This window comes from Sphingopyxis sp. 2PD (assembly GCF_005503695.1).
Classification (GTDB): Bacteria; Pseudomonadota; Alphaproteobacteria; order Sphingomonadales; family Sphingomonadaceae; genus Sphingopyxis.
Genome location: NZ_SCMU01000003.1, coordinates 345,468 through 356,392, shown reverse-complemented (window position 1 = coordinate 356,392; position 10,925 = coordinate 345,468). Strand labels below are relative to the sequence as shown.

Genomic DNA, 10,925 nt, shown 5'->3' with positions numbered 1-10,925 from the left:
GGGATGGGGAGGGGCGGGGGCAAGCGCATGATCCTCCCTGTCGCGAAGCGATGGCGAGGGGGACCGCGCCCGCAGGGCGTGGCGGAGGGGCTGCGACGCTGGCGACATTGCCCCTCCGTCAGCGCTTCGCGCTGCCACCTCCCCATGGCTTCGCCACAGGGAGGATTGCGTCGCGCGAGATCGCCGCTAGCCTCTCCCCCGGGGGAGAACGCCATGACCACACACCCGCTCGACCGCGACGACCCGCTCGACGATTTCGACCACCGCGACATCATCCTGCTCGGCCGCAAGCACCGCGTCTATACGATGGGCCGCGGCCCCGCGGTGGTCGTGATGACCGAAATGCCCGGCATCAGCCCGCATGTCGCGCGTTTCGCGCGCTGGGTCCGCGACGCGGGCTTCACCGTCTATATGCCGCACATCTTCGGGAAAGATGGCGCGGTGCCGCGCATGCCCGGGGCGCTGTTCACGATGCTCGGCGGGTGCGTCAGCCGCCAGTTCCGCGCTTTTCAGGCGAACGAAAGCTCGCCCGCGACGCAGTGGCTGCGCGCGCTGGCTGCGCAGGCGCATCGGGAATGCGGCGGCAAGGGCGTCGGCGCGATCGGCATGTGCTTCACGGGCAATTTCGCGCTGTCGATGATGCTGGAACCCGCGGTGCTCGCGCCGGTGCTGGCGCAGCCGTCGCTGCCGCTCAATGATCCCGCGGGGATGCATATCGCCCCTGACGAACTCGCCGCGGTCAAGGCGCGGATGGAGGCCGAGGACCTGACCGTGCTCGCCTACCGTTTCGAGGGCGACAAATATTGCAAGGTGGCGCGCTTCGCGGCCTATGAAGATGCGCTCGGCGACCGCTTCATCGGCAAGGTGCTGCCCGATAGCGCCGCGAACCCCGACAGCCCGATGAAGAACCCGCACAGCGTGGTGACGATCCACCTGATCGACGAGGCCGGCCAGCCGACGGTACAGGCGCGCGATGAAATCCTCGATTTTTTCAGGATGCGGTTGAGCGAATGAAGGTGGCGGCCTAAGGGCGTCGACAATCACAAATCGAAAGGACTGTTTATGCGCCCCTCCGGCCGCGCGCCCGATCAGATGCGCTCCATCGTGATCGAAACCGAATTCACCATTCATGCCGAAGGCAGCGTCCTCGTCAGCTTTGGCAATACCAAGGTGCTGGTGACCGCCAGCGTCGATGAAAAAGTGCCGTCGTGGATGCGCGGTAAAGGGGCGGGCTGGGTCACCGCCGAATATGGCATGCTGCCCCGCGCGACGCACACGCGCGGCAGCCGCGAGGCGGCGAAGGGCAAGCAGTCGGGGCGGACGCAGGAAATCCAGCGGCTTATCGGGCGTAGCTTGCGCGCCGTCGTCGATATGAAGAAGCTTGGCGAGCGCCAGATCGTCATCGATTGCGACGTGATCCAGGCCGACGGCGGCACCCGCACCGCGTCGATCTCGGGCGCATGGGTCGCGATGCGGCTGGCGGTCGACAAGCTGATTGCGGCCAAGACGATCGCCGAGGATCCGATCGCGGACAAGGTCGGCGCAATCTCGTGCGGCATCTATCAGGGAACGCCGGTGCTCGACCTCGACTATGACGAGGATTCGGTCGCCGAAGCCGACGGCAATTTTGTGCTGACGGGCAAGGGCCAGATCGTCGAGGTACAGGCGAGCGCCGAGGGCGCGACCTATGACGAGGAAGGCCTGCTGCGCCTGCTGCGGCTGGCGCGCATCGGCTGCGGCGAGATTTTCGCGGCGCAGGACAAGGCGACGGGTCGCTGAGGTAAAGAAGATTCGATTCGCACAAAGACACAAAGGCTCGAAGACGGCAGTTTGAGCCGGCAGGCCCCGTCCTTCACCAGCGTTGCGACCAGCCGCAACGCCAAAAGCGAAGGCCGCTTCACGGCAAACACGAACACTTCGTTTCTTTGTGCCTTTGTGCGAAACTCTCTAAACTCAGGCTTTGCGACCTGATCCACGGGAAAATCAGCACACCATGGCCCACCGTAAGCTCTCCCCCGGCAAGCTCGTCATCGCCAGCCACAATGCCGGCAAGGTGCGCGAGATTCGGGCGCTGCTGGAGCCCTTCGGGATCGATCCGGTGTCGGCGGGCGACCTCGGTCTGCCCGAGCCTGAAGAAACCGGGACGACGTTCCGCGACAATGCGCTGCTGAAGGCGCATGCGAGCGCATCGGCGGCTGGGCTGCCCGCACTTGCCGACGACAGTGGGCTCGAGGTTGCGGTGCTGGGCGGTCGGCCGGGGGTTTATACCGCCGACTGGGCCGAGCGACAGGCATTTGAAGGCCCGCCGGGTCGCGACTGGTATATGGCGATGGGCAAGGTCGAAGGGCTGCTCGCGGAGCAGGGGGGCGACGTCGATCGCAGCGCCTGTTTCGTCTGCACCCTCGCGCTCGCGTGGCCCGATGGCCATGCCGAAGTGTTTGAGGGGCGTGCCGAGGGCAGCCTGACCTGGCCACCGCGCGGGCTGCTGGGCTTTGGTTATGATCCGGTGTTCGTGCCGACCGGCAAGTCGTTGACTTATGCCGAAATCGACCCAGCCGAAAAGCATGCAATCAGCCACCGGGCGGATGCGTTTGCGAAGCTGGTGGCGGGGGTGTTTTAGAAGGCCGACCTCCCAAACCTCGTCACCCTGAACTTGTTTCAGGGTCCATGGCCCGCCGTTTCTTTCGGCGCCGCCCCAAATTCGGCGTCCGGCCATGGATGCTGAAACAAGTTCAGTATGACGAAGATGGATAGGCATCGCTATATCGCCCCGTATGGCCGAACCACTCGCCCTTTATGTCCATTGGCCGTTCTGCGTCAGCAAATGTCCCTATTGCGACTTCAACAGCCATGTGCGCGCAAGCGTCGATCAGGACGTCTGGCGCGCGGCGTTGCTGGCGGATTTGCGGCATGAGGCCATGCTGCTGCCGGGGCGGACCGTGTCATCGATCTTTTTCGGGGGCGGCACGCCGAGCCTGATGCCGCCCGCGACGGTGGCGGCGGTGATCGCCGAGGCGGCGGCGCTGTGGGGGCTGACCGACGATTGTGAAATCACGCTGGAAGCGAACCCCAATTCGGTCGAAGTCGCGGCTTTCGCCGATCTGGCGGCGGCGGGGGTCAATCGCGTATCAATTGGCGTCCAGAGCTTCGATCCGCAAGTGCTTGAATTTCTGGGCCGCGCGCACAGCGGCGACGAGGCGCGGCGCGCGATTGCCGCGGCGCAAACCTGTTTCCCGCGTGCGAGTTTCGACCTGATTTATGCGCGGCCGGGGCAGGGACTTGCCGATTGGGAAAAGGAACTGCGCGCCGCGCTGGCGTTCGGGACGGGGCATTTGTCGCTGTACCAGTTGACGATCGAGCCGGGGACGCGCTTCGCCACGCTCGCGGCAAAAGGCGAACTCGTCATTCCCAATGGCGATGCTGCGGCGGACCTGTTCGACGCGACGCAGGCGCTGACCCGCGCCGCCGGGCTGCCGCGCTACGAGGTGTCGAACCACGCGCGGCCCGGCGAGGAGAGTCGGCATAATCTGACTTACTGGCGTTACGGCGATTATGCGGGGGTCGGGCCGGGGGCGCACGGGCGGCGGCGCGCACAGGCGACCGAACGGCACAAGAAGCCCGAGAATTTCATCGCGGCGGTCGAGCGCAACGGCCACGGAATCAAGGGCGAGTGCGACCTGCCCGCGCACGAACGCGCGACCGAGGCGATGCTGATGGGCCTGCGGCTCAATGAAGGCATCGACCTTCGCCGTGTCGAGGCGCGGAGCGGGCTGGGGCGCGAGGCGTTTGTCGATGCGGGCGCGGTGGCGCGGCTTGCGCATCAGGGGCTGATGCGCGCGGCGGGCGACCGGCTGGCGGTGACCGATGCGGGGATTTTGCTGCTCGACTCAATCCTTTCCGAGGTGGTGAAAACGCACTAACCTGTCGGCACCGTTCGTCCCGAGCGAAGTCGAGGGACGTGCGGCACGGCGCAAACATGTCTCGACTTCGCTCGACACGAACGGAATCAAGGGGCGGTCTTTGTCTTCTGGCATCATCCGCGACTGGGATGCCCATCTGGCGCACGAACGGCGCCGCTCGGAGCATACGCGGCGCGCCTATATCGCGACCGCGACGCGTTTCTGCGCCTTTCTGTCGCGCCATCGCGGCGGCGGCGTTGATGCGCCGATGCTCAAAAGCCTGACCCCTAATGACCTGCGCGCCTACCTCGCCGAACGCCGCGCCGAGGGGCTGGGCAATGCGTCGGCGGCGCGCGAGCTGTCGGCGCTCCGTACCTTTCTGCGCTTCGTCGGCGGATCGAACGCCAGCGTGCCGCAAATGCGCGGGCCGCGCGTCAAGAAGGGGCTGCCGCGTCCGGTTTCCCCCGCCGAAGCCTTGCAACTCACAGAGGATGTCGCGGACAATGCGCGCGAGGGCTGGGTCGGCGCGCGCGATTTTGCGCTGCTGCTGCTGCTCTATGGCGCGGGGCTGCGTATCGGCGAGGCGCTGGCGCTGACCGGTGCAGCGCTGCCGCTGGGCGATACGCTGCGCGTCACCGGCAAACGCAACAAGACGCGGATCGTGCCGATCCTGCCCGCGGTTGCGGCGGCGGTGGCGCGCTATGTCGCCACCTGCCCTTATCCGATCGCGAAGGAGACCCCGCTGTTCCTCGGCGCGCGCGGCGGCCCGCTCCAGCCCGGCGTGGTGCGCGCGAGCGTCCGCGCGGCGCGGCGCGCATTGGGGCTGCCCGAACGCACGACGCCGCATGCGCTGCGGCACAGTTTCGCCACGCACTTGCTGGCGGGGGGCGCTGATTTGCGCAGCTTGCAGGAATTGCTCGGCCATGCGAGCCTGGCCTCGACGCAGGTGTACACCGCGGTCGATGCCGCGCACCTGCTCGATATCTACCGCAGCGCGCATCCGCGGGCAGGTTAGCCTATTGCCGTAGCCCTGAGCCTGTCGAAGGGCGCCTCACTGGGAAGCGCCCTTCGACAGGCTCAGGGCTACGGTGACATGGTCAGCCTTCGCGCGTTTTCGGTTTCCACGTAATCACCCGGTACACATACAGCAGCACCAGCGATCCGATCGCCGCCAGCGCCACCGGGCCGACGAAGGCATCCAGATTGGCGAACTGGCCGCCGAACCAGTTGCCCGCGCCGGCCAGCGCACTGATCCAGATCGTCGATCCGGCGGCGGTCCACGCCAGGAATTTCGCCTGGTTCATCTTCACCATGCCCGCGGGCAGCGACACCATCGTGCGCGCGACCGGCATGAAGCGCGCCACGAACACGATGCCGGGGCCATATTTCAGGAACCAGCTATGCAGTTTTTCGACCTCGTCCCAGTCGAGGGTCAGCCAGCGGCCGTGGCGGTCGATGAAGGGTTTGAGCCGTTTGTAGCCGATCCAGCGCCCGACCCCGTACCACACCCAATTGCCCGCGGTCGTCCCGGCGACGGCGACCGCGACCAGGGGCCAGAAGTCGAAATGGCCCTTCGCCACCGCGATACCGCCAAGGCCCATGATGACCTCCGACGGGATTGGCGGGAAGACATTTTCCAGGAACATGAGGATGAAGATCCCGGCGTAGCCCCAGCTCTGGATCAGGTTCAGGATGAAATCGGTCATGACGTCACCAACGCCGCGGGCGGCGCGGAAGTTTCCCTTCCCCTTGATTGGGGGAAAGATACGCAGCCTTGCCGCGCAGCGGCTAGGCGAAGCTGGATGGGGGCGAGGGGGCGGCCACCAGCCCGGGTTTGAGGCCGAGAGCGCACCCCCACCGCTGCGGCTAAGCCAGCAAGCTGGCAAGTCTTGCTGCCTCCCCCATCAAGGGGGAGAGCGCTCAGGACTGCGCTTCCGGCCATGTTAGCCGATCCTTCGTTTGATCGCGTCCCAGATCATGCCCGCCGTGTCGCTGTTGTTGAACCGGTCGATCGCGACGATGCCGGTGGGCGAGGTGACGTTGATTTCGGTCAGCCATTCGCCGCCGATCACGTCGATGCCGACGAAGATCAGCCCGCGGTCCCTGAGCGCCGGGCCAAGCGCGGCGCAGATTTCCTGTTCGCGCGGGGTCAGCTCGGCCGCCTCGGCATAGCCGCCGACCGCCAGGTTCGAGCGAAATTCGCCCTCGCCGGGCTTGCGGTTGATCGCGCCCGCGACCTCGCCGTCGACGAGCACGATGCGCTTGTCGCCTTGCGCGACGCTGGGCAGGAATTGCTGGACCATGAAGGGTTCGGGCCACACCTGCCCGAACAGTTCGACGAGCGCGCCCAAATTGCTGCCGTCGGCGTCGATCTTGAACACCGCCTTGCCGCCATTGCCGTGGAGCGGCTTGATGACGACCGCGCCGTGGCGCGCCTGAAAATCCTTCACCGCGTCGAGGTCGCGGGTGACCATCGTCGGCGGCATAAATTCGGCATAGTCGAGCACGAAGACCTTTTCGGGCGCGTTGCGCACCGAGACGGGGTCGTTGACGACCAAGGTTTCCCCGGCAATGCGTTCGAGCAGCCAGGTGCCGGTCAGGTAGCCAAGGTCGAACGGCGGGTCCTGCCGCATCAGCACGACATCGACATCGCGGCCAAGGTCGAGGGTCACCTGGTCACCGAAGCGGTAATGATCGCCCGCCTCGCGCTTCACTTCGAGCACGCGGTGCGCCTTCGTCGTCAGCCGCCCGGCCTCCCACGTCAATCCGCGCACGTCGTAATGATAGAGGGTGTAACCGCGGTCGAGCGCTTTCAGCATCAGGTGGAAACTGCTGTCGCCCCCGATGTTGATATTGTCCATCGGGTCCATTTGCACGGCTGCGCGCAGGGTCATTCGTCTATCCTTCTCAAGCCCCTCCCCTTCAGGGGAGGGGTTGGGGTGGGGGCTGTCGGCGTGGTGCAAGGCCGATGGCCCCCACCCCGCTCGACTAAAGGCCCGGCTAACGCCGGGCCAAGTCTCGCTGCCCCTCCCCTGAAGGAGAGGGGCTTGAATATTTCAGCATCCTCACGGCTGCCAGACGTGGACCAGATGGCGTGGCAGGCGCCCTGGCGCAAGGAGCATCACGTCGATGCGGATGTCGTCCTGCGGTCGGGCAAAGCGGGGGCTGAGCATTTCCGCCGCCGCGGCGACCCGGCGCAGGCGATATTGGTCGATCGCAAGGTCGAGATCTTCGGGACGCTCGCGCCACTTCACCTCGATGAACGCGACGATGCGCCCGCGCCGCGCGACCAGATCGACTTCACCCGCCGCGACGCGCAACCGTTCGCCCAGGATACGCCAGCCGTGCAGCCGCAGCCACCATGCCGCGCGGCGTTCGGCCTTGCGACCTCGTGCTTCGGCGGCGGCGCGCTTCAACCGGCATCCTTTAGCGCGAGCGCGCGGGCATAGACGTCGTGCCGATCGAGCCCGAAGCGTTTGGCGACCGCTTTCGCGGCCTGTGCGACGGGTTTGTCGGCCATCGCCTCGCGCAGCGCCGCGGCGAGTGTCGCGTCATCAGCCGTTTCGTGGGCCGCTTCGCCCGGCGGGGCGACGACGATGACGATCTCGCCCTTTGGCGGGGCGTCTGCATAACGCGCCGCGAGTTCGGTCAGCGTGCCGGTGACGCATTCCTCGTAGAGCTTGCTGATTTCGCGCGCGACCGCCGCCTCGCGGTCGCCCAGTCCCTCGGCGAGCGCGGCGAGCGCGGCGGCAAGGCGCGGGCCACTTTCGTAGAAAACAAGCGTGGCGCGCAGCGTGGCAAATTCGGCAATCGTGTCGGCGCGTGCCTTCGTCTTGTTGGGAAGGAAGCCCGCGAACAAAAAACGGTCGCTGGGCAGCCCCGACAGGGTGATCGCGGCGATCGCGGCGCAGGGGCCGGGCAGGGTGGTGACGTGCCGCCCGGCGGCGCGCGCATCGCGCACCAGCTTGTATCCGGGGTCCGAAATCAGCGGGGTGCCGGCGTCTGACACCAGAACGACAATTTCATAAGCCATGCGGCTGATCAGCGCCGCGCGGGTCCGCTCGTCGCTATGGTCATGATAGGGAGTCATCGGCACGCGCAGGCCAAGATGTGAAAGCAGCTTTGCCGTGACGCGGGTATCCTCGGCGGCGATCAGGTCGGCGCGCCCCAGCACCGCCGCGGCGCGCGCGCTGATGTCGCCGAGGTTGCCGATGGGGGTCGCGACGATATAGAGACCGGGCAAGGGAGAATTTGAGATGGTCGAATCTGGCATGACGCCGAAAATGGCAGAAACTGCTGCCGAGCGCCAAGCATATGCATCGCCGCGGCGGCAGCTGCTGCGCGGACTCGGCGCGGTGGCGATGGCGGGGTTGCTCGCCGCGTGCCAGGTGGTGCCGAAAAGCAATGGCCCGGCGACGCCGCCGCCGCCCGAAACCCCGACCGACAATGTCGGGCCCGGCCTGCCGACCGACACCGATCGCCACCGCGTCGCGCTGCTGGTGCCGCAGACCGGCGCCAACGCCGACGTCGGCACCGCAATCGCCAATGCGACGACGCTGGCGCTGCTCGATTCGCGGACCGAGCGCGTGCGCATCACCACCTACGATACCGCGCTGGGCGCCGCCGCGGCGGCGCGGCAGGCGGTCGCCGACGGCAACAAGCTGATCCTCGGTCCGCTGCTCAGCGAAGATGTCGCTGCGGTCGCGCCGATCGCGCGCGACGCCAAGGTGCCGGTGCTGAGCTTCTCGAACGACAGCAGCGTCGCGGGCAATGGCGTGTTCATCATGGGCTTTGTCCCCGGCCAGTCGGTCGAGCGCGTTGTTGCCTTCGCGCGCGGCAAGGGGCATCAGCGCTTTGGCGCGCTGGTGCCGAAGAACGTCTATGGCGACCGTTCGGTCGCGGCCTTCCGCAGCGCGGTCAGCGCCGCGGGCGGGACGCTGGTCGCAGTCGAAAGCTATGACCGCAGCGCCACTGCGCTGACCGGCGCGGCGCGGCGGATCGCCAATGCCGGCGCGATCGATGCGGTGCTGATCGCCGACAGCGGCGGCAATGCGATCCGCGCCGTTCCGGTCATCAAGGGCAGCGGCCCGCGCCAGATTCTGGGGACCGAGCTATGGAACACCGATGCGTCGCTCGGCAGCAGCCCGGTGATGCGTGGGTCGTGGTTCGCCAGCGTGTCCGACGGGCTCTATGGCCAGCTCGCGGGGAAATATCGCACCCGGTTCGGCAAGGCGCCGTATCGGCTCGCCAGCCTCGGATATGATTCGGTGCTGCTGACCGTCCGGATTGCGCGCGACTGGAAACCCGGCACCAGCTTTCCGGTGAACCAGTTGCTCGCGGCCGACGGGTTCGGCGGCATCGACGGCATTTTCCGCTTCAACAACCGCGGCATTGCACAGCGCGCGCTGGAGGTCAGCGAGATCGGCGCTGGCGGCTTCCGCGTCGTCGATCCGGCGCCGACAAAATGGTGATCGGCGTGGCCTGACCGCCACAGTAGGCCCAAAAAGCGTCGCCTGAATGTCACGCGCGGCCTTTACGGCGCGTGCGCGTTCACTATATGAACATGGCGTGCGTGGATCGCGCTGATTCCGCGCGCCACCCGTCCACGATCAGGAGATACAGCTATACCACCGCCCATGACTCGCCGCCCGATGGCGCCGATGCCGCCGAAAAACGGCCCGCGATACAATGAATTCATCGCCTCGCCCAAGGTCCGCGTGATCGACGAGGAAGGCGAAAATCTGGGCGTGATGCTGACCGCCGAAGCGATCGAACAGGCCGCCTCCGTCGGGCTGGACCTGGTCGAAGTCTCCCCCAACGCCGATCCGCCGGTGTGCAAATTCCTCGATGTGGGCAAGTTTAAATACGAAGCCCAGAAAAAGGCGAACCTGGCGCGCAAGAGCCAGAAGACGCAGGAAATCAAAGAGATCAAGATGCGTCCGAACATCGACGATCATGATTTCGATGTGAAGATGCGCAAGGTTTTCGACTTCCTGGAGGAAGGCGACAAGGTCAAGATGACCATGCGCTTCCGCGGCCGCGAAATGAGCCACACCCAGCTTGGCCTGAACGTGCTCCAGCGCGTTGCCGAACTGACGTCGGAAATCGCGAAGGTCGAGGCGCATCCGCGCACCGAAGGCCGCCAGATGCTGATGGTCATCGCGCCGAAATAAGCGCGTCTGGCCTAGCCGATACGAAATTGCAGGGCGGTCGTTCCAACGGGGCGGCCGCCCGCTTCGTATCGGCGCTCGATCATTTTCGCCGTGCCGTCCGCCGCCGCCACAACCAGCGTCGAGGCGCGCGTGCCATAGACGTCGCCGCGCAGGAGCAGCGCCGGGTCGCTTGTCGCGGTCAGCGTGTCGAGCAGGCTTTCGGGGTCGGCGCGCGCTTCGACCACCGCCTCCAGCGCAGCGCGCAGGCGCTCGGCGCGCGGGCAGGGCGTGTCGACGGGCTCGTTGGCGAGCGCGTGGATGCTAGTGCCGAGCGTGGCGATCTGTGGCAGCGGCCGATTGGTCAGCAAGCGGGCCTGCCCGTCGCCGACAGCCAGCAGGTTGAAGGCGTTGAAACGGTCGAGGTCGGTTGCGGCCGGATCGGCAAACCGCCCATCACCGCGCAGCATGTCGGTGACGAGCGCGCCGCGCGATTCCTTCGTCGGATCGGGCATCGCGCCGCGCACATTGGTGACGACAACCGCGCGGCCGCTCTGCGCATGCACACCAAGCCACGTCCCGCCCGCCTGCAAATCACGCCCGGCGACGATACCGCTGCCATCGTCCCACGCCGCGAGCGGCGCCGCGGCGCGCGCGTGGAACTCGTCGCGGTTGCCGATCAGGATCAGCGGCCAGTCGGGATGGACCTGCCAGGCAAGAGCAACAACGCACATCATGCGCCTATCGCGATCTCGGCGCGGCTTGCCAAGCGCCTTGGCAGGTCGCCGCGACATCTTTGTTTCGGTTGTGCCGCCAGTGTGTTATATCATTAGCGCACCGCGGTTGCTGAGGGGCGCCGGCGGTTTGCGCGTTGCAA

12 protein-coding genes are annotated in these 10,925 nt (G+C 66.6%); 7 read left to right on the top strand and 5 right to left on the bottom strand.

Features of this window, described 5'->3' with window-relative positions; genetic code table 11:
• Positions 1-213 precede the first annotated feature (213 nt).
• From FFS18_RS05375 to FFS18_RS05355, 5 genes are all read left to right on the top strand, one after another.
• A complete protein-coding gene (locus tag FFS18_RS05375; RefSeq protein WP_137870051.1) occupies positions 214-1,014 on the top strand; it encodes a dienelactone hydrolase family protein in 801 nt (266 codons plus the stop codon).
• Between the two features lie 48 nt (positions 1,015-1,062).
• A complete protein-coding gene (gene rph / locus FFS18_RS05370; protein WP_137870050.1) occupies positions 1,063-1,779 on the top strand; it encodes a ribonuclease PH in 717 nt (238 codons plus the stop codon).
• Positions 1,780-1,993: 214 nt separating this feature from the next.
• A complete protein-coding gene (gene rdgB, locus FFS18_RS05365) occupies positions 1,994-2,620 on the top strand; it encodes an RdgB/HAM1 family non-canonical purine NTP pyrophosphatase (protein WP_137870049.1) in 627 nt (208 codons plus the stop codon).
• A 154-nt stretch (positions 2,621-2,774) separates the two neighbouring features.
• A complete protein-coding gene (gene hemW / locus FFS18_RS05360) occupies positions 2,775-3,920 on the top strand; it encodes a radical SAM family heme chaperone HemW (RefSeq protein ID WP_137870048.1) in 1,146 nt (381 codons plus the stop codon).
• A 100-nt stretch (positions 3,921-4,020) separates the two neighbouring features.
• A complete protein-coding gene (locus FFS18_RS05355) occupies positions 4,021-4,914 on the top strand; it encodes a tyrosine-type recombinase/integrase (RefSeq protein WP_137870047.1) in 894 nt (297 codons plus the stop codon).
• 82 nt (positions 4,915-4,996) lie between these two features.
• Here the strand turns inward: FFS18_RS05355 and FFS18_RS05350 are convergent, their stop codons facing one another.
• From FFS18_RS05350 to rsmI, 4 genes are all read right to left on the bottom strand, one after another.
• On the bottom strand, positions 4,997-5,605 hold the full coding sequence (locus tag FFS18_RS05350) for a DedA family protein (RefSeq protein ID WP_137870046.1): 609 nt from the start codon (positions 5,603-5,605) through the stop codon (positions 4,997-4,999).
• 237 nt (positions 5,606-5,842) lie between these two features.
• Positions 5,843-6,793, bottom strand: a complete 951-nt coding sequence (gene gshB, locus FFS18_RS05345; RefSeq protein ID WP_137870045.1) for a glutathione synthase — start codon at positions 6,791-6,793, stop codon at positions 5,843-5,845.
• 171 nt (positions 6,794-6,964) lie between these two features.
• Positions 6,965-7,315, bottom strand: a complete 351-nt coding sequence (locus FFS18_RS05340) for a YraN family protein (RefSeq protein WP_137870044.1) — start codon at positions 7,313-7,315, stop codon at positions 6,965-6,967.
• Complete coding sequence (gene rsmI, locus FFS18_RS05335; protein ID WP_137870043.1) at positions 7,312-8,172, bottom strand: 16S rRNA (cytidine(1402)-2'-O)-methyltransferase; 861 nt, start codon at positions 8,170-8,172, stop codon at positions 7,312-7,314. Before rsmI ends, FFS18_RS05340 begins: the two co-directional genes overlap by 4 nt.
• A 10-nt stretch (positions 8,173-8,182) precedes the next feature.
• On the opposite strand from rsmI, the gene FFS18_RS05330 reads away from it, so the two are divergent.
• Together FFS18_RS05330 and infC are read left to right on the top strand one after the other, a co-directional pair.
• Entirely contained in the window at positions 8,183-9,370 is a 1,188-nt protein-coding gene (locus tag FFS18_RS05330; RefSeq protein WP_120218120.1) for a penicillin-binding protein activator, read from the top strand.
• Positions 9,371-9,535: 165 nt separating this feature from the next.
• The gene (infC, locus tag FFS18_RS05325) at positions 9,536-10,072 is read left to right on the top strand and encodes a translation initiation factor IF-3 (RefSeq protein WP_039572576.1); all 537 of its coding nucleotides are present in this window, start codon (positions 9,536-9,538) and stop codon (positions 10,070-10,072) included.
• An 11-nt stretch (positions 10,073-10,083) separates the two neighbouring features.
• On the opposite strand, the gene FFS18_RS05320 is transcribed toward infC, so the two are convergent.
• Positions 10,084-10,782, bottom strand: a complete 699-nt coding sequence (locus tag FFS18_RS05320; protein ID WP_137870042.1) for an NRDE family protein — start codon at positions 10,780-10,782, stop codon at positions 10,084-10,086.
• Positions 10,783-10,925: the final 143 nt, after the last annotated feature.

Coding starts and splice junctions, on each gene's coding strand:
- rsmI (WP_137870043.1), bottom strand. CDS start 8,172: ATGCCAGATTCGACCATCTCAAATTCTCCCTTGCCCGGTCTCTATATC.
- infC (WP_039572576.1), top strand. CDS start 9,536: ATGACTCGCCGCCCGATGGCGCCGATGCCGCCGAAAAACGGCCCGCGA.
- rdgB (WP_137870049.1), top strand. CDS start 1,994: ATGGCCCACCGTAAGCTCTCCCCCGGCAAGCTCGTCATCGCCAGCCAC.
- gshB (WP_137870045.1), bottom strand. CDS start 6,793: ATGACCCTGCGCGCAGCCGTGCAAATGGACCCGATGGACAATATCAAC.
- FFS18_RS05320 (WP_137870042.1), bottom strand. CDS start 10,782: ATGTGCGTTGTTGCTCTTGCCTGGCAGGTCCATCCCGACTGGCCGCTG.
- hemW (WP_137870048.1), top strand. CDS start 2,775: ATGGCCGAACCACTCGCCCTTTATGTCCATTGGCCGTTCTGCGTCAGC.
- FFS18_RS05330 (WP_120218120.1), top strand. CDS start 8,183: ATGGCAGAAACTGCTGCCGAGCGCCAAGCATATGCATCGCCGCGGCGG.
- FFS18_RS05350 (WP_137870046.1), bottom strand. CDS start 5,605: ATGACCGATTTCATCCTGAACCTGATCCAGAGCTGGGGCTACGCCGGG.
- FFS18_RS05375 (WP_137870051.1), top strand. CDS start 214: ATGACCACACACCCGCTCGACCGCGACGACCCGCTCGACGATTTCGAC.
- rph (WP_137870050.1), top strand. CDS start 1,063: ATGCGCCCCTCCGGCCGCGCGCCCGATCAGATGCGCTCCATCGTGATC.